Here is a 17,964-nt window from a genome sequence, read left to right as displayed (position 1 = left end):
ATCACGTCATCGTCGCCGGTGGATGGCAGACTCCGGGGATGGCCGTGGAGCGAACGTACGACGTGGTGTTGTTCGGAGCGACCGGGTTCACCGGCGCTCTGACCGCTGAATACCTGGCCCGACACGCGCCTGCCGAGCTGCGCTGGGCGTTGGCCGGGCGCAACCCGCAGCGCCTCGCCGCCGTTCGGGACCGGCTCGCCGCGATCGACCCGAGCCTGGCCGACCTGCCGCTGCTCACCGCCGACGTGACCGACGCCGACTCCCTGCGGTCGGTGGCCCGGAACGCCCGGGTGGTGGCCAGCACTGTCGGCCCGTACATCCACCACGGGGAGCCGCTGGTGGCGGCCTGCGCCCGGGCCGGCACCGACTACCTGGACATCACCGGCGAGCCGGAGTTCGTCGACCTCATGTACGTGCGCCACCACGCCGAGGCGACACGCACCGGCGCGCGACTGGTGCACGCCTGCGGCTTCGACTCCGTCCCGCACGACCTGGGTGTCTGGTTCACCGTCAAGCAGTTGCCCACCGACGTCCCGATCACTGTGGACGGGTACGTGCGCGCCGGCGGCCGGTTCTCCGCCGGCACCTACCACTCGGCGCTCACCGCGTTCTCCCGTACCGGCCAGGCCAGCCGGGCCGCCCGGGACCGCCGGGCGGTCGAGCCGCGCCCCACCGACCGCCGGGTCCGGGCGGTGCCCGGCCGGCTGGCCCGCTCGGCGGAGCTGGGCATCTGGACGGTGCCGCTGCCGACCATCGACCCGCAGGTGGTCCGCCGCTCGGCCGCGGCCCGCCCGGAGTACGGCCCGGACTTCCGCTACCGGCACTTCGCCGCGGTGAAGCGGCTGCCCACGGTGCTGGCCGGCGCGGCCGGGCTCGGCGCGCTGATCGGGCTGGTGAAGCTGCCGCCCAGCCGACGCTGGCTGCTCGGCCGGCTCGCGTCCGGGCAGGGGCCCACCGCCCAGCAGCGAGCGTCGTCCTGGTTCCGGGTCCGGTTCGTCGGCACCGGCGGCGGGCAGCGGGTGGTCACCGAGGTCACCGGCGGTGACCCCGGCTACGACGAGACGGCGAAGATGCTGGCCGAGTCGGCGCTGTGCCTGGCGCTCGACGAGCTGCCGTCGATCGCCGGCCAGCTCACCCCGGTCGCCGCGATGGGTGACGCGCTGCTCGACCGGCTCGTCCGGGCCGGCCTCACCTTCCGGGTGCTCAGCCAGGAGACGCGGGAGCCCGCGGCTTGACCCTCGACCGGGTCGAGGGGGCAGGATGCCCAGCGTGAGCGACCTGCACAGCATCGGCGAGCTGGCCCGGGCCAGCGGCCTGACCGTCAGCGCACTGCGCTTCTACGACTCGGCGGGGGTGCTGGAGCCGACCCTTGTCGACCCGGTGACCGGCTACCGCTGGTACACCGAGGGGCAGATCGCCCCGGCCCGGCTGGTGGCCGGGCTGCGTCGGATCGGCATGCCGGTGCCGGAGATCGCCGCCGCGGTACGCGCCGAGCCGGCAGTGGTGCACAAACTGCTCGACGCGCACCTGCGCCGGCTGGCCGACGGGCTCAGCGACGCCCGCCGCGAGGTCGACCGGCTCCGCGCCCTTGTCGACCCGGCCCCGCCGACCGCCACCACACTCCTGGTCGCCCCCGCCGCCCTGGCCGCCGCGCTCGACGCGGTGCGCTTCGCCGTCGGCGTCGACAGGGAGTTGCCGATGCTCGCCGGCGTGCTGTTCGACGTGGAGGCCGACGGCGTCCGGCTCGTCGCCACCGACCGGTACCGGCTCGCGCTGGCTCGGGCCGGGGCCGACGTCGACGGGCCGCCGGTGCGGGTGTTCGTGCCGGTGGCCCTCGCCGACCAGCTCCGGCCACTGCTCGACACCGCCGACAGCTGGCCGGTACGGCTGACGGTGGCGGGCGCGGACCTGCGGGTGCGGGTGGCCGACCGCACTGTGACCGGCGCCGCGCTGCCGTACGACTTCCCGGACTACCGCCGGCTGCTCCGCAAGTCCGTCGGTGAGCGGCCGACAGCGCGGCGGATCCCGGTGGACGTTGCCGCGCTGCGCGCCGCGCTGGCCGACCCGGCGGCCCCCACAGTCGCCCTCGACCACGACGGCACGACCCGGGAGGTCACAGTGCTCGGCGTCGACGACCAGGGTGGGGTGCGGCTGCTTCCCGCCGGTGACCTGGGCACCGACGCGCTGCGGGTCGGGGTTGACGGTCGTTACCTGCTGGACGCGCTGAACGCGGCCGGCGCACCACAACTGGTGCTGGAGCTGGATGGGCCGATCGCACCGCTGGCCGTACGCCGACCGGACGACGCGGACACCTACTCGGTGCTCATGCCGATCCGGCTCTGAGCCGGCGGCCAGCACTCCCCGTCCGGGGAGGAAAAGCCCGCGACGGTAGCATCTGGTGGTTCACCTGTGACCCCGGACGGAGGCGTACGGAGCAGCATGCTCGACATGGAGTTGATCCGGAAGGATCGCGAGGCGGTGGCGACCGCGCTGGCGAAGCGTCTGGATCCCGCCGAGGTCACCCGTGCCCTGGACGAGATCCAGCGGCTCGACCAGGAACGCCGCGCCCTGATCACGGAGATCGACGCCGAGCGGCAGCGCCGCAAGGCCGAGGCCCGGGCGTACGCGCAGGCGAAGCGGGCCGGCGAGGAGCCACAGGCCGTCGCGCCGGAGGCGGAGCGTAAGCAGCTCGCCGAGCTGGAGTCCCAGCTGGACGAGGTGCAGGCCCGGCTGCGCGACGCGATGAGTGAGCTGCCCAACCTGCCCAGCGACGACGTCGTGGCCGGCGGCAAGGAAGCCAACCGGGTGGTGAAGACCTTCGGCGAGCCTCCGGTGATCGAGAAGGTCCGCGACCACGTGGAGCTGAGCCGCGCGTTGGGCCTGGTCGACTACGAGCGGGGGGTCAAGCTCGGCGGGTCCGGTTTCTGGATCTACACCGGGGTCGGTGCCCGGCTGGAGTGGGCGCTGCTCAACTACTTCGTCGACCAGCACATCAGGGCTGGTTACGAGTTCCTGCTCCCGCCGCACCTGCTGCTGGACTCGGCCGGCTTCGCCGCCGGGCAGTTCCCCAAGTTCTACGACGACGTCTACCACCTGGACTCGGCGTCCGCCCCGCGTGGCCAGTTCCTGCTGCCCACGTCGGAGACGGCGATCCTCGGCGCGTACCAGGACGAGATCCTGGAGACCCCGAAGCTGCCGCTGAAGGCGTTCGCGTACACCCCGTGCTACCGGCGGGAGTCGGCCGGCTCGCACTCGGACGAGCGCGGCACGGTGCGGGGGCACCAGTTCAACAAGGTGGAGATCTTCCAATTCACCCTGCCGGAGCAGGCCGACGCGGCGCTGGAGGAGATGCTCGCCCACGCCGAGAGCCTGGTCGAGGGGCTGGGTCTGCACTACCAGCGCACGCTGCTCTCGGCCGGTGACGCCAGCGCCTCGATGAAGAAGACCCTCGACATCGAGGTGTGGATGCCGAGCACCGGCAAGTACAAGGAGGTGTCGTCGGTCTCCTGGGCCGGCGACTACCAGGCTCGTCGGGCGGCCATCCGTTACCGCGAGCCGGGCGGCAAGCAGACCCGCTTCGTGCACACCCTCAACGGCTCGGCGCTTGCCACCAGCCGGCTCTTCCCGGCCATCCTGGAGCAGTACCAGCAGGCCGACGGCAGTGTCCTGATCCCCAAGGTCCTCCAGGACCGCCTAGGCACCGACCGTCTGACCCCCCTGCGCTGAATCAGTCGGCGGCGGGGCTGGTGCGATCCGCACCAGCCCCGCCGTCGTCGTTTCGGGCCACGGGTGTCAGACCGTGGTCGATCCCGACGGTTCAGGCACCGAACACCTCCGCGTGGGTCAGCCGGGCGTCACCGGGCCGCCAGTCAGCGACCGTGATCGCCACGTACCGCCCGGAGGACGTGGTCGTGACCGTGGTCTCGGGTTTCGGCTTCGCAACCGAGGCGACCGTCACGTAGCCGAGCCCGTCGGCCGAGGTGGCTACGGTGACCGGCCGTCGCCGACCGGGAGTCCAGGTCAGTCGGACCGAGGCCAGATCCCGCAGCGATCCGAGGTCGATCACCATTCGGCCGTTCGGGCCGGGTTGCCAGGCGGTCCCCGGGTCGCCGTCGACGGCGGCCGATGGGTCGGTCATGCCGGCCGGGAGTGGTGACGTCGGGTAGATCGTCCGGGACCGGGCCAGGTCGTTGGTCGGCGTCACCGTCGCACCCGCGAACGTGACGTCCTTGCGGTGTCCGGCGGGGACCGTCACCCGCTGTCGGGCGCCGCCGGCCGCAGATTCCACCTGCACCTTCACGATGTGCCCGGCGGGCGCGGTGACTCGCAGGTGGTGCGAGTCGGTGACGTCGAAGCGGGTACCGGCGGGGATCGCCTTCTCCGGCTGTGCCGCGGTCACGGTGAACCGGGGCGGCTCGACGCGTGCGCTCGCGGCGGCAAGGTCGACCTGGTAGGTGCTGGTCCCCGATCCGGTGACCTGGCTTCCGTGGTACAGCCGCAGCGTGGCGTGCTGCGACAGGGTGACGGCCGCCCCCGTGATGTCGTCGCCGGACAGGTTGAACAGGCTGAGATATCCGTCCGCGTCACTCACCCGCAACGCCTCCGAACCACCGCTGGGCAGGGTTCGAGACGCCGCGGCGGCCAGGGCCGACCTGCTCGCGCCCGCGTACCCCTCGATGAGCAGCCGGGTGCTGCCGGTGGCCGGTCCGCTGGACAGGGTGACCGTGGTGGCGGTCACGGTGATCGGATTCTGGGCGTTGTGGACCACCAGCCCTGCTCGTCCGTCGACGTCCAGCCAGGAGCCGGCGATGGTCGGGCTGTCCGGCACCACCGCCGCGTCGCTCCAGTCGGTGCCGTCCAGAGAGGTCTGGATGACGTAGCGGGTGCCGTACGCGGCCTCCCAGTCCAGGCGTACGCCGCTGATGTCGATCGGCTCGCCGAGGTCGACGGCGAGCCAACTGTCCGCGCGTGCGCGTTCCTCCCGGGCGACCGCCCAGCGGGTGCCGGGGTTGCCGTCGGTCGCACGCGCCGCCGGGTAGGCGGGGTCGGCGGACGAGGCCGTGGTGGGCCGGCCGGTGGCGCGGTCGACCCCACCGGCGTCGAGCACGGCGAAGGCGAACAGCGAGTAGCCGTACTGGGTGGCGGGGGTCCGGCCGAGCATCCGCACGTACCGGGCCGGACGAGGCGCGAAGCTGATCTGGTCGATTCCGCCGTCGCCGACGCCCGATTGCCCGGCCAGGGTGACGGACCCCTGTTCGCCGGTGAAGGTACGGGTGCCGGTGAGCCCGGGTACGCCGGGCATGTCCAGATTGAACAGGGTGAGCGTGCCCTCGTCGGCACCGGTGCCGGTGGTGGCGTACACGACCGTGCCGGTGGGCAGCGTGACGTATCCGGCGGTGCCGCCGGCGACGCGGAGCACGGTCGCCGTGGCGTCGACACCGTCCCGGGCCACTGTGTACGCGGCGGAGGTGCGACCGAGGACCGGCGCGGACTGCCTCGGCAGCAGCGAGGCGGCCCGGGTGTCGAACAACCAGTTGTCGTGGGCGGGCGCCCACTGGAACGAGACGAATCCGGTCTTGCTGACCGCCGCGGCGAAGGCGGTCGCGCTCTGGTGGGCGGTCAGCCCGGCCTGCTCCCCGAAGTCCCTGGTGCCCGCCGCCGCCGTGAAGAACGCGGTGCTGGCGACCGGCTCGACCACGCTGCCGTTGGCCGCCCGCCAGGAGTGGAAGAGGTAACTGATGGCGACTTCGGCCCGGGCCTCGGGCTCGTACTTCGGCTCGCCGCTGAACTTGGTGAGCCGATTCTCGGGCGGGTAGTTCAGGTAGGGCATGAGCCGGTCGGCGAGGTCCGCCTCGGCGCGGGCGGCGTGCCGGTCGCCCTGGACCTGCGCGAGGAAGGCGAGCGGCAGGACGTCACGGCCGTACAGGTGGTAGCGGTCCGCCACCATCGGCATGAAGGGTTCGCCGGCATCGCTGGCCAGCAGCCGCATGGTCCGCCACAGCTGGTCGCCGCTGGGCTGCCGGGAAAGTGCCTCGGGGAGCGGTTGGCCGGCGGCCAGGAAGTGCGCCGCGGTACGACCCGCGGTGCGCCACAGCTCTTCCTGGTAGTGCGGGCCGAAGGAGCCGTGGTTCTCGACCAGGAACGTGTCGTGGATGTTGTGGGCGGTGTTCCAGTCCGCGACCGCCCGCCCGTCGACGACGGTGGGGTTGGCGCGGTCGGCGGCCGGTAGTCCACTCGCGTTCAGCGTCCACATCGAGAACCGCTCACGCCACGCCGCGGCTGCGGGGTCGTCCGGCGCCCAGGCCAGGCCGGGCGCGATCGCCTGGGCGTAGACCCCCATCTCCTCGAGCTTGGTGTCACCGATCCAGCCACCGGTGAGGCCGTTCGGCGTCCAACTACCACTCAGCGGGTCGTTACCGGTGCCGAGGGAAAGGGCGTACGCGGCCTGCCCGCGGGCGATGCGGTCAACGTTGGTGCGGGTCACCTCGTCCAGTTCGGACCACAGCAGTCGGGCGGCCAGGACAAAGTACAGCTCGAAGGTGCTGTCCCAGAAGAGCTGTCGGCCCCATTCGGTGCCGCCGGCGAGCCGGTTGGTGGCCGCGAATCGGCGGATGGTGGCGACGGTACGGGCGTGCAGCGTGTCCCGGTCGACGCCTGCGGCCGCCGGGTCGTACCCGGGCGAGGTGAGCAGGACCGCGTTACCGAGGACGACCGCGAACCTGAAGTCCGCGAGGCGGTATGCGTTGATCGCCGGATCCCATTGCTCCTCGGCCCATCGGGTGTGGGCGAGCAGCAGCGCGTGGTAGGTGTTGGCAACCGGGCCGGTGGCCGCGGCGTACGACGTGGTGGCGGCTGGCGCGGCTTGGGCGGTGGCGCTGGGTCGGGCGATGGCGAGTCCAGCGCCGATGGCGCTGCCAAGGATGAGGAGCCGCCGCCTGCTCAACTCGAATTCGGATATACGCATGGTGGTCCTTCGGTGTGACAACGTTGTCAGACAGACTCTGACGATCGTTTCCGGATGTCAAGGCCACGTCGTTGCCTCACGGCTTCGGCCGGCGGGGGTTCCGGTACCGCAAGACACCCCGCCCTTCCGGGCCGTCGATCATGAAGTTATTGCCCGTCACCTCCGCGTGTCGTGGCAATAACTTCATGATCAACAGGGCGGGGGTGGGGGCGGCGGGGGCGGGTCAGGGTTGCTGTTAGCAGCAGGGCTGCCAGGGCGGCTACGAGCAGGGCTGGGCCGATGGTGTCTAGGGCGGTGGCCAGTGTGTGTTGTAGCTGGGACGCTGCTCGGATGACCGGGTCCTGGAGGGCATCGCGGCGGCCGGCGGCCAGGCGTAGCTCGTACCAGCCGTACCAGGCGACGTAACCGCCGGCGACCAGCAGCACCAGGCCACTGAGGCGGGGCACCAGCGCGCCGACGACGCGCAGCCGGGCCACCAGGCCGTCGCGCAGCAGCGCCACCCCGAGCGCGGCGACAGCTACCACCAAACCCATCCCGAGGGCGTACGCGCCGAACAGCGCCAACCCCCTGCCGGTCGAGCCGGCCTGGAGGCTGGTCACCACGATGGCCAGGAACGGCGCGATGGCGCAGCCGAGCGACGCCAGCGCGTACACCGCGCCGAAGATTGCCATCGACGGCCAGGACCGGGTCAGCCGGGGCGCCCGGGCGGACCAGCCGGGGGCGGGCAGCCGCCGACCGGCGAGCAACCAGCAGCCGGCCACCACCAGCAGCACGCCGAGCGCCACTGTCAGCCACGGCAGCCGGGGCCGCAACCAGCCGGCCAGCGGCGCGAGCGCCAGGCCGAACGCGCCGAACACCAGCACGTACCCCACCGTCAGCCCGGCCGCCGCGGTGAGCGCGCGGCCGACCGCGCCGCGGGTGTCCGACTTCCCGGCGACCAACAGCGAGAGGTACGCGGGCAGCAACGCGAAGCCGCACGGGTTGACAGCGCCGAGCATGCCGGCGGTCAGCGCGAGCAGCAGTGCGGCGGTCACGCCCCGGCCAGTGCGGCGACCTTGGCGGTGAGCGCCTCACCGTCGAGGAAGCCGTGGTGGACGACGGTGCCGTTCCGGTCGATGATCACGAAGATGCTCTGCTCGGTCACCTTGAACCGCTTCCAGAGCGCGCCAGTGGTGTCCGCGATCTGCGGCGCTGCGCCGAGGTCGAACTCGGTGACGAACTCCTTCATGGCCTTCCGCTCGCCCAGCCCGGCGACGCCGATGATCGGCACGGTGTCCCGGTACCGGGGTTCGATCTCGGCCACCGTCCAGGCCTGGCTGGCGCAGGTGGCGCACCACGGCGCCCAGAACCACAGCACCACCGGTTTGCCGGCGAGCTGTGCCGCGTCGAACACGGCCCCACCGAGTGTGGTCCCGGTGAAGCGCAGTACGTCCGGGACCTGCGCCGGGGCGGCAGGTGTTCCGTCGGTCGGCCCGTCGGTCGGCGTGGGCCCGGCGCTGGTCGAGGTCGGGGCCGATCCGGCGGCGGCGGGCCCACCCGGCGCGGTCCCGGTACAGGCGGCACCACCGAACAGGGCCACCACGAGCGCCCCGGCGGTGGCGGCACCGCGAAGCCGCCCGACCCCTGCCCACGCCCTGCTGATCCGCATCCGCTTCTCCGTTCCGGTCCGGAAGGGACCCCTGCTGGGCCTGACGCTTCGCTATTCGGCCTTGGCGAGTCGGAGAGCCAGCTCCGGGCAGACCTTGACCGCCTTCAGCGCGCCCTCGCGCAGCCAGGTCGGCACCGGGGTGGCCGGGAAGGCGGGGTATCCGTTCGCGTCGAGCCGGATGAAGTCCGGTACGACGTGCGCGCAGAGACCGTGCCCGTCGCAACGGGACCAGTCCAGGGTGAGCTTCTGCGGGTTCGCGTCGGGTGCTCCCGGCAGCCCCATCACGCCCTTGACCCGTCGGCCACAGCCGTCGCCGGTGCTGTGCAGCCGCAGGTCCTCGGCGAAGACCTCGATCGCGGAGAGCGCGAACCGGGCGGTGCCGTCGGGGTGGCTGCACGCGCCCCGGCCCCGCACCTCACCGGCGGCGGCGCGCACCACGTCCGCCGGTTGGCTGCCGGCGACGGCCAGGTCCACCGCGCGGGCCAGGTCCGGCAGGCCCATCTTGCACGGCCCGCACTGACCGGCGGACTCGCCGGCCAGGTAGCGCACCACCTGGGCGGCCTCGCCGAGCGGGCAGGTGTCGACACCGAGCGGGACGATGATGCCCGCGCCGAGGGTGCCGCCGACGGCGGCCAGCCCCTTGCGGGAGACCTCGGCCTTCTCCGCCGCCTCCGGGGTGATCCACTTGCCGTGGTAGCCGCCCATCAGGATGCCCTGGACGTCCGGCACCTCGCAGAGATCGAGGACGTCGCGCAGCGGCATACCGGCTGTGCACTCGACCACCGCCGGTCGGCCCGCCGCGCCGGTCACCGTGAGCAGCACGGTCCCCGGCTCGTCGTCGGTGCCGAGCGCCGCGTACTCGTACGGGCCCAGTCGGGCACCGATGGCGAGCTGCGCGAACGTCTCGGCGTTGGACAGCAGGGTGGGCAGGCCGCTGACCCCCGAGTCGCTGGAGCGTTTCTTGGTGCCCGGCGGGATGTGCGGCAGACCGTTGATCCCGTTGACAAGTGCGCCGCCCTCACCGGAGATGAACCGGTGCGGCACCGTGACGATCGTCGTCTGCACCGGCATTCGGCGCTCGTCGAGGGCCTCCATCAGCGAGTCCCGGCCGACCCCGTCGTCCGCCACGCCGATCACGATCTCGTCGGCGTCCAGCGCGTACGCGGCCAGCGCCGCCCCGTCCAGGATCAGGTGCGGGGCGCGGGTCAGCAGCACCTTGTCCTTCCAGCTGGCCGGCTCCCCCTCGGTGGCGTTGACCACCACCACGGCGGCGAGGTCCTGCCGCTCGCAGGACTCCAGCACCGCGCGCATCTTGCGGGCGAACGGGAAGCCCGCGCCACCCTTGCCCTTGAGCTGCATGCCCTCGGCGAGCTGGAGCAGCTGCGCCGGCTCCATCGGGCCGATCGGTCCGTGCACGTCCTCGTGCGCGAGCAGGTCGAGTCGGCCGTACTCGGCGAAGCCGGCGGTGAGCCGGGGCTCGCCCACGCAGGCGACCGGTGGCACGACGGTCCGCATCACTTCGCCTCACCCCGCAGCCCGGCCCAGTACGCCCCGTCCACAGCGTCGGCGCTGGCCTTGCGGCGCTTGGACTTGCCCTCGCCGGCTGCCCGTCGGGCACGACGGGACGCCAGGTCGACGAGGGTCGGGGTGTCGTCGACGGGCGGCGCGACCTCGTCCGGCACGTACCGGGCCGGCGGACGCCAGTAGTCCGGCTCCTCGGGCAGGTCGTCCTCGGCGCTGTGCCGGCCGCTGCCGCTGCGCGGCGCCGACGAGATCGGGCTGCTGGAGATCGGGCCGGCGGAGATGGGCTCGTCGGCCTGCCACCGGCGTGGGCTGTCCCACGGCTCCTCGGCCTCGTCGAGGGTCGGCTGCGGCGGCGCCGAGTAACGGCTGCCGTCGTCCTCGCTGCGGGATCGGCGACGCTCGGCGGCCGGCTCATCGGCGCGTCGTCGGCCGGTCGGCACGGCCTCGTCGCGGGTGCGGGAGCCGCGCCGCCGGGTCACCGGCTCCAGCTCCTCCTCGTCGCGTCGGAACGTGCCGGTGTCCTCCACGCTGCGGCGGGCGGATCGGCTGTTAGTGGTCTCCTCGGCCCGCCGGCCGCGTGAGGACCGTTCGGTGTCGCGGCGGGCCGCCGGCTCCTCCTCGCGCCGACGCCGGCTGGGCCGGGTCGGCTCGACGAGCGAACCGGGCTCGGGCACCACCGGGACGGTGAACCGTTCGGGGTCCCGTCGCGCGGCAGGCGCGGCCCAGGTGGCGGTGGTGGTTTCCGCCCAGGCGGGACGCTTGTCGGCGGCCTTGCTGCGCCGACCCAACCCGGCCAGCAGCGATCGAGCGGTCTTCGCCTCCTCGGCCCGGCCGGCCATCACCGCGTTGCGCACCGATGCCTGGTGCTGCTCGCGGCTGCGCCGCCCGATGGTGACCGAGAACCGGACCAGCAGGGCCAGCACCACCAGCAGGATGCAGCCGAGGTAGCTGAACATCACCCAGGGCGCGGCGGCCCGACCGGCGTTGAGGCCGTGAAAGACAGCGAACGGCCAGGCCAGGTACGCGGTGGAGTGCAGCGTGCGCCACAGCCACTTCGGACCGACGCCGGCGAAGCGGGCCCGGATGATGCCGGTCCAGATCACGCTGACCATCAGCAGCGCGGCCACAGTGCCGAGCCCGACGTAGAGCCCCCGGCCGCCGACGAACGGCACCAGCGCGTCGGTCGCCGCGGCCCGCCCGGTGGCGATCTTGGTGAGGACGTGGAAGCCGAGCCCGGCAACGCCCAGCACGCCGGTGGCCCGGTGCGCCGACTGCATCAGCACCCGGTGCGGGATGCGCAGCACCAGCCGGTCGGTGGCGAGCAGGCCGAGCATCACGGTGAGGCTCAACGCCACCAGGGAGACCACCCCGGCGAAGAACTCGGTGAAGAAGAAGCCGTACGCGTACGCCTTCTGGCCGGTACCGGTCAGCATGACCGCCGCCCAGAGCGCGGCGAGCACCGACGCGATCAGCAGGGCGCTCGCCGGCCGCGACGGGGTCCGCACCCCCCGACTGCTCTCGCTGGTCCGGACGGTCGCCGCCTTCTTGTCCTGCTGTGCCCGGGCCATCTGCTCCTCGATCGTCTCGCGGCGGCGTACCACCGGCCGACCCCTGCTCCCCCATCCAGTACGGACCGGCGGGGCGCGCGGATCACCCGCTGACGGAAATTTCTGGGCGGAAATCGAACCGAGGGGCGGGGCTGTGCGTTGTACGCCCCTCACCCACCGACGTGGACAGTGATGAGTGTCCATGCATTGACAGTCGCTGCAACACGCTTGTAACCTTTCAGCAAATTTCAGTCAGGCTTGCAAGATTCCGGCAAGCCGGCACTCCCCCACCGCACCACCACCCCCCGCTCCCGTCAGGAGTCCCCATGCACCGACGTCGACGCGGCTCGGCGCTCCTCGCCCTCGGCCTGATCGCCAACCTGCTCGTCCCCATCACCGTGACAACACCCCCGGCCGTCGCCGCCCCGCCCGGCGGCAAGAAGGTCATCGTCCAGCTCTTCGAGTGGAACTGGCCCTCGGTGGCCAGTGAGTGCCAGAGCACCCTCGGCCCGAAGGGTTACGGCTACGTGCAGGTCTCGCCCCCGCAGGAGCACGTGCGGGGCAACCAGTGGTGGCTGGCGTACCAGCCGGTCAGCTATCGGATCGAGTCCCGCAAGGGCACCCGCGCCCAGTTCCAGTCGATGGTGAACACCTGCCACGCGGCCGGCGTCAAGGTGATCGTCGACGCGGTGATCAACCACATGTCCGGTCAGGACATCGGCGGCACCGGCTGGGCCGGCTCGTCCTACTCGCACTACGACTACCCGGGCGTCTACCAGACCCAGGACTTCCACCACTGCGGGCGCAACGGCGGCGACGACATCGCCAACTACAACGACAGGTACGAGGTGCAGAACTGCGAGCTGGTCAACCTCTCGGACCTGAGGACCGAGTCGGACCACGTCCGCACGAAGCTCGCCTCGTACCTCAACGACCTGCTCTCGCTCGGCGTCGACGGCTTCCGGATGGACGCCAGCAAGCACATGCCGGCCGCCGACATCGCCGCCATCAGGGGCAAGCTCTCCCGCTCGGCGTACGTCGTGCAGGAGGTCATCTACGGTGCCGGCGAGCCGGTGCAGCCGACCGAGTACACCGGCAACGGTGACGTGCACGAGTTCCGCTACGGCAAGGACCTGGCCCGGGTGTTCCGCTCCGAGCGGCTGGCGTACCTGCGCAACTTCGGCGAGGGCTGGGGACACCTGCCCACCGGCCCGGCTTCGGTGTTCGTGGACAACCACGACACCCAACGCGACTCCGCTGGGGTGCTGACCTACCGCGACCGGGGCAGCTACGCGCTGGCGAACGCCTTCATGCTGGCCTGGCCGTACGGCTCCCCGACCGTCATGTCCAGCTACACCTTCAGCAACCGGGACGCCGGCCCTCCGTCGGACGGCGCCAACAAGACGCTCAACACCACCTGCTACTCCGGCTGGGAGTGCGAACACCGTTGGCCGGTGATCGCCAACATGGTCGGCTTCCGCAACGCCACCGAGGGTGCCGGTGTGGCCAACTGGTACGACAACGGCAACAACCACATCGCGTTCAGCCGCAGCGGCAAGGGCTTCCTCACCGTCAACGACGAGGACGCCGCGGTGAACGGCCGCTCCTACAACACGGGGCTGCCCGCCGGTCGATACTGCGACGTCATCCATGGCACCTACGCGAACGGCACGTGCAGCGGACCGGTGATCACCGTGGACGGTAGCGGCTGGTTCGCGGCGAACGTGCCGGCGCACGACGCCGTGGCCATCCACATCGGCGCACGAATCTGATTCGGTCGGGGCCTCCGGACGGCGGGTCTCGCCGAACCGGGGGCCCCGGAGCAATCGCCACCATAGAGTGGTTTCGTGCCGTTTGACCGAAAGAATCCGTACCGTCGCCGAGGCGTCTGGGTGGCCGCCGCGATCGGCGTACCCGCGCTGCTGGTGACCGCGCTGCTGGTCGGCCAGGCCCTCACCCCCAGCTCGACGGCCCCCGACGACCGCAACGTGGTGGTAGCCGACCCCACTCCGAGCAGTGTGGAGCAGAGCCCGGAGGAGCCGATCCCCCCGGCCGCACCCGCCCCGGACGGGCTGCCGGTGGTCGACTACGACCCCGCGCCCGGAGGATTCCCGGCCGATCCGTTTACCATGGACGTCACACCGCTGACCGACGGCCTGCACCCGACCAGCCGGATCGCCGCGTACGACGCTCCCGGCGGTCGGCCGCGCGCCTTCCTCGAACCGACCATCCGCGGTGTCGAACTGACCATGCCGATCGCCCAGCGACGCGCCGGCTGGACGGCCGTTCTGCTGCCGTCGGCAAACCGCCGGCTCGCCTGGCTGCCGCCGGGCGGTTTCGAGACGGTGCCGCTGCGCGACCAGATCGTTGTGGAACGCGCTGTCCACCGGCTCACCTGGTACCGGGCCGGCAAGGCGGTGCGCTCCTGGGAGGTCAGCCTCGGCCAGTCGGGGCAGGAGACTCCACTGGGGCGGACCTTCATCCTGGGTCGCACCCCACCGCCCGAGGAGGTCTACGGCGGGGTGGACATCTACGCCCTCGGTTCGGTGCCCGACGACCCGGAGTCGGTGCCGTCCGGGCTGCGCGGCGCGCACATCGGGGTGCACACCTGGCAGCACGACGACGAGCTGGGCGAGAACACCACTAACGGCTGCATCCGGCTGACCCGCAGCGGTCAGCGGGAACTGCTCGCCGAGGTCCGTCCCGGCAGCAGCGTCGTCGTTGTCGACAAACTGGCCACCCCACCGCCGACCGCCTGAACACCGGCACACACCGTCACTCGCCGAGCAGCCAGCCGTTCTGCTCGGCGACCCGGATCGCGTCGGCCCGGTTACGGGCACCGGTCTTGCCGATCGCCGCGGACAGGTGGTTGCGTACCGTGCCCTCGGAGAGGTGCAACGCCCTGGCCAGGTCGGCGACGCTGCCACCGCCCCGGGCGGTCCGCAGCACCTCGGTCTCCCGCTCGGTCAGCGGGCTGACCCCGGCGGCCAGGGTCTCCGCGGCCAGCGTCGGGTCGACCACCCGCAGCCCGGCGTGCACCCGGCGGACCGCGTCGGCGAGCTGCCGGGCCGGGGTGTCCTTGACGACGAAACCGCTCGCGCCGGCCTCCATGGCCCGGCGCAGGTAGCCGGGTCGGCCGAAGGTGGTCACCACCAGCACCCGGCAGCTGGGCAGCGCGGCCCGCAACGCCGCTGTGGCGGCGATCCCGTCCAGGCCGGGCATCTCCACGTCCAGCAGGGCGACGTCGGGAGCGCTGCGTCGGGCCTCGGGCACCACCTCGTCGCCCCGGCCGACCTCGGCGACCACCGTCAGGTCCTCCTCCAGCGACAGCAGTGCGGCCAGTGCACCCCGGACCAGCGCCTGGTCGTCGGCGAGCAACAGCCGGATCGGCGTGGAGCCGCCGCTCATCGGGCCTCCCCCGGCGCGTGCACCCGCAACAGGAAACCGTCACCCGCCGGCCGCCGGCCGACGGTCACCACGGCGTCCAGCCGCCGCGCCCGCTCCCGCAGGCCCACCAGCCCGTGCCCGCTCGGGTCGGGTGTGGACGGGCCACGACCGTCGTCGCTGATCTCGACCCGATCCGGGTGCACCCGAATGGCGCAGCACCGCGCCCCGCTGTGCCGGACCACGTTTGTCACTCCTTCCCGTACCGCCCAGCCGAACAGTCGGTCCCACTCCTCCGGCAGCTCCGGCACCTCGGCCGACACGTCCGCGGCGATGCCCGCCGCGGCCAGCGCGGAGCGGGCGCCGGCCAGCTCGGTGGCCAGGCTGACCTCGCGGTACGCCCCGACCGTCTGTCGTACGTCGGCCAGCGCGGCCCGGGCCAGCGCCTCCACCTCGGCGATCTCGGCGGCGGCCCGCTCCCTGTCGACAGTGATCAGACGCCCGGCCAGTTCGGCCTTGATCGCCACCACGGTCAGCGAGTGCCCGAGGATGTCGTGCAGGTCCCGGGCGGCACGGGAACGTTCCTCGGCGACCGCGAGCCGACCGATCTCCTGTTGGGCCGCACGGAGTTCGCTGTTGCGCTGGGCCAACTGGGACACCCCGAACATGGCGAACGAGGCGAGCAGCACCGCGAAGACGATGCCGTTCTCCGCCTCCCACCCCGGCACTAGCCAGGAGGCCAGCACGGGGGTCACCGCGCAGAGCACCACGGCGGCCAACGCCTCCCACAACGGCAGCAGGAACACCGCCGCCGCGGCCACGTAGACCAGGGTGGCCAGCCAGTCCCCCTCGGTGCCCGGGAGGCTGGCCAGGCCCACCGCGAGCAGCAGCGCCAGCCCGGCCCGCGCCCGGCCCACCGGGATCGGCAGCAGGGACTGGCGCAGCTTGCGGGCCCACTGGAACAGCAGCACGTAACCGATGCCGAAGACGACAAGGGCCACCACGCCGAGGACCCGCCGCCACGGCTCCGGCTGGTGCAGCGCGGTGGCGAGCGGCACGTTGAGGAAGAACAGCCAGACGGCGGCCAGCAGCCAGCCGGTGACCCGCCAGTGGCGGCTCACCGGCCAGGGCTGCCCGGTCGAGAGGTCCATCGGGTTCACGCTAGCGGTCGCGGCCGGTCAGACCCGCGCGGTGTCCCGGCGGAACAGCCGGGCCGCGCCGACGCCGAAGAGCAGCGCCCAGACGACGAGGTTCGCTACCGCCGCCAGGCTCACCCCGTCGCCGGTCAGTGGGGCGCGGGCCAGCACACCCATGCCGTACACCGGGGTGAACTTCGCGACCTGCTGGAGCACGTCCGGCAGGACCTCGACCGGGACGAACAGCCCGCCGAACATGGCCAGCACCGCCAGCACGGGGCCGATGATCTGCATGACGTTCTCGGCCGGCGCCAGGTATCCGATGAAGAGACCGAACGCGGCGAAGACCAGCGAACCGACCCAGGCGGCGAGCCCGGACAGCAGCCAGACGTACGCCGGGACGCGGACGCCGGCCACGGCACCCACCAGGAACTCGATGACCACCGCGAGCAGACCGAGGCTCATCGCGGTGATCAGCTTGGTCGCCACGTACGCCGCCGGGCGGAGCGGGGTGAGTCGCAGTTGTCGGCTCCAGCCCAGCGCCCGTTCGGTGGCCACCGCGCCACCGACGCTGGTGGTGGCAACCATTGCCGCGTAGACGGCCAGGCTGATCATGACGTACGCCGTCACCGGTCGACCGTTGTCCAGTGACTGCCCGCCCTGCGGCAGGCCGAAGATGAGGAAGAAGACGCCCGGCATGATCAGCGTGAAGGCGAGGGTGCGGCGGTTTCGCAGCACCCGGCGCAGCTCGATGAGCAGGGCGCCGGGGGCGAACCCGCCCAGCGCGGGCAGCCGACGGTCCGGCTCGGTGACAGCGGAGCGGGTGGGGGTGGAGGTGGTCATCTCAGGCTCCGGTCTGCGCTGTGGTCAGGGCGAGGAAGGCGTCCTCGAGGTTGCGGGAGGTGATCTCGACGTCCCGGGCGGCGGTCCGGGTCAGCAGGTGCCGGGCGACGGCGTCCGAGTCGCCGGTCCGCACCAGCACGCTGTCGCCGCGCACCTCCACGGCGTCCACCCCGGGCAGCGCGGCGAGCGCGGCCTGGTCGGCCCCGGGCAGGGTGGCCCGCACGGTACGGCCGGCGGCCAGGTTCTTGATCTCCGCGGTGGTGCCGTCGGCGACGATGCGCCCCTGCCGGACCAGCACGATCCGGTCGGCGTACGCGTCCGCCTCGTCGAGGTAGTGGGTGGCGAAGATGACCGTCCGTCCACGCCGGGCATCGCGGCGCAGGGCCTGCCAGAAGTCCCGCCGACCCTCGACGTCCATGCCGGTGGTCGGCTCGTCAAGCACCATCAGGTCCGGGTCGGGCAGCAGGGCCAGCGCGAAGCGCAGTCGTTGCTGCTGACCGCCCGAGCAGCGCCCGACCACCCGGTCGGCGATGTCGGTGATGCCGGCCCGCTCCAACACCTCCGCCGCCGGGCGGGTGTGCCGGTAGAAGTGGGCGGTCATGCGTACGGTCTCGCCCACTGTGAGGTCCTTGAGCAGCCCGCCGGTCTGGAGCACGGCGGCGACCCGGCCTCGGGCCACCGCCTCGTCCGGGGTGCCACCGAGGACGCGGACGGTGCCCGTGTCCGGGCGGGACAGCCCGAGCAGCATGTCGATGGTGGTGGTCTTGCCCGCGCCGTTCGGGCCGAGGAAGGCCACCACCTCGCCGGGCTGCACCCGTAGGCTCAACCCGTCGACAGCGGTGACCGCGCCGAAGCGCTTGGTGAGGCCGTCCAACTCGACGGCCGGATGCGTACTGGTCATGCCACTGATGCTCCGGC

At 72.4% G+C, this 17,964-nt stretch carries 14 protein-coding genes; 5 read left to right on the top strand and 9 right to left on the bottom strand.

Annotated elements, in window-relative coordinates; all coding sequences use genetic code 11:
- Positions 1–38: 38 nt before the first annotated feature.
- The 3 genes from AB0B94_RS18425 (at position 39) to serS (ending at position 3,726) form a co-directional block, all read left to right on the top strand.
- A complete protein-coding gene (locus AB0B94_RS18425; protein WP_357280929.1) occupies positions 39–1,235 on the top strand; it encodes a saccharopine dehydrogenase NADP-binding domain-containing protein in 1,197 nt (398 codons plus the stop codon).
- 25 nt (positions 1,236–1,260) lie between these two features.
- Positions 1,261–2,343: a MerR family transcriptional regulator gene (locus tag AB0B94_RS18420; protein WP_357280925.1), complete on the top strand. Its 1,083-nt coding sequence runs from the start codon at positions 1,261–1,263 to the stop codon at positions 2,341–2,343.
- A 96-nt stretch (positions 2,344–2,439) separates the two neighbouring features.
- Positions 2,440–3,726 carry a serine--tRNA ligase gene (gene serS / locus AB0B94_RS18415; RefSeq protein ID WP_357281416.1) on the top strand — a complete coding sequence of 429 codons (1,287 nt, stop codon included), beginning with the start codon at positions 2,440–2,442 and terminating at the stop codon, positions 3,724–3,726.
- A gap of 91 nt (positions 3,727–3,817) precedes the next feature.
- Here the strand turns inward: serS and AB0B94_RS18410 are convergent, their stop codons facing one another.
- The 5 genes from AB0B94_RS18410 to AB0B94_RS18390 form a co-directional block, all read right to left on the bottom strand.
- Positions 3,818–6,964, bottom strand: coding sequence for a discoidin domain-containing protein (locus AB0B94_RS18410; protein WP_357280921.1), 3,147 nt, complete (start codon positions 6,962–6,964; stop codon positions 3,818–3,820).
- 146 nt (positions 6,965–7,110) lie between these two features.
- Positions 7,111–7,998 carry a cytochrome c biogenesis protein CcdA gene (locus AB0B94_RS18405; protein ID WP_357280918.1) on the bottom strand — a complete coding sequence of 296 codons (888 nt, stop codon included), beginning with the start codon at positions 7,996–7,998 and terminating at the stop codon, positions 7,111–7,113.
- Entirely contained in the window at positions 7,995–8,612 is a 618-nt protein-coding gene (locus AB0B94_RS18400; RefSeq protein WP_357280913.1) for a redoxin family protein, read from the bottom strand. The genes AB0B94_RS18405 and AB0B94_RS18400 overlap by 4 nt, the downstream gene beginning before the upstream one ends.
- 51 nt (positions 8,613–8,663) lie before the next feature.
- Positions 8,664–10,127 (bottom strand): NADH-ubiquinone oxidoreductase-F iron-sulfur binding region domain-containing protein, encoded by a 1,464-nt coding sequence (locus AB0B94_RS18395; RefSeq protein ID WP_357280910.1) that lies wholly within the window; start codon positions 10,125–10,127, stop codon positions 8,664–8,666.
- Positions 10,127–11,737, bottom strand: coding sequence for a ferric reductase-like transmembrane domain-containing protein (locus AB0B94_RS18390; protein WP_357280907.1), 1,611 nt, complete (start codon positions 11,735–11,737; stop codon positions 10,127–10,129). Before AB0B94_RS18390 ends, AB0B94_RS18395 begins: the two co-directional genes overlap by 1 nt.
- Before the next feature lie 272 nt (positions 11,738–12,009).
- On the opposite strand from AB0B94_RS18390, the gene AB0B94_RS18385 reads away from it, so the two are divergent.
- Positions 12,010–13,455: an alpha-amylase family glycosyl hydrolase gene (locus AB0B94_RS18385; RefSeq protein ID WP_357280903.1), complete on the top strand. Its 1,446-nt coding sequence runs from the start codon at positions 12,010–12,012 to the stop codon at positions 13,453–13,455.
- A 75-nt stretch (positions 13,456–13,530) separates the two neighbouring features.
- Positions 13,531–14,442 carry a L,D-transpeptidase gene (locus AB0B94_RS18380; RefSeq protein WP_357280899.1) on the top strand — a complete coding sequence of 304 codons (912 nt, stop codon included), beginning with the start codon at positions 13,531–13,533 and terminating at the stop codon, positions 14,440–14,442.
- A gap of 16 nt (positions 14,443–14,458) precedes the next feature.
- Here AB0B94_RS18380 and AB0B94_RS18375 read toward each other — a convergent pair whose 3' ends face one another.
- From AB0B94_RS18375 to AB0B94_RS18360, 4 genes are read right to left on the bottom strand one after another with little or no spacing between them, the layout of a single operon-like run.
- On the bottom strand, positions 14,459–15,091 hold the full coding sequence (locus tag AB0B94_RS18375) for a response regulator transcription factor (protein ID WP_357280892.1): 633 nt from the start codon (positions 15,089–15,091) through the stop codon (positions 14,459–14,461).
- On the bottom strand, positions 15,088–16,218 hold the full coding sequence (locus AB0B94_RS18370; RefSeq protein ID WP_357280888.1) for a histidine kinase: 1,131 nt from the start codon (positions 16,216–16,218) through the stop codon (positions 15,088–15,090). The genes AB0B94_RS18375 and AB0B94_RS18370 overlap by 4 nt, the downstream gene beginning before the upstream one ends.
- A 27-nt stretch (positions 16,219–16,245) precedes the next feature.
- The gene (locus tag AB0B94_RS18365; protein WP_357280883.1) at positions 16,246–17,046 is read right to left on the bottom strand and encodes an ABC transporter permease; all 801 of its coding nucleotides are present in this window, start codon (positions 17,044–17,046) and stop codon (positions 16,246–16,248) included.
- A 1-nt stretch (position 17,047) separates the two neighbouring features.
- On the bottom strand, positions 17,048–17,947 hold the full coding sequence (locus AB0B94_RS18360) for an ABC transporter ATP-binding protein (RefSeq protein ID WP_357280879.1): 900 nt from the start codon (positions 17,945–17,947) through the stop codon (positions 17,048–17,050).
- Between the last annotated feature and the right edge of the window lie 17 nt (positions 17,948–17,964).

The sequence above is a fragment of the Micromonospora sp. NPDC048986 genome (assembly GCF_040649335.1).
Lineage (GTDB): Bacteria > Actinomycetota > Actinomycetes > Mycobacteriales > Micromonosporaceae > Micromonospora > Micromonospora alfalfae.
Note: the sequence above shows the minus strand (reverse complement) of the source record. Positions and strands in the feature narration are given on the sequence as shown.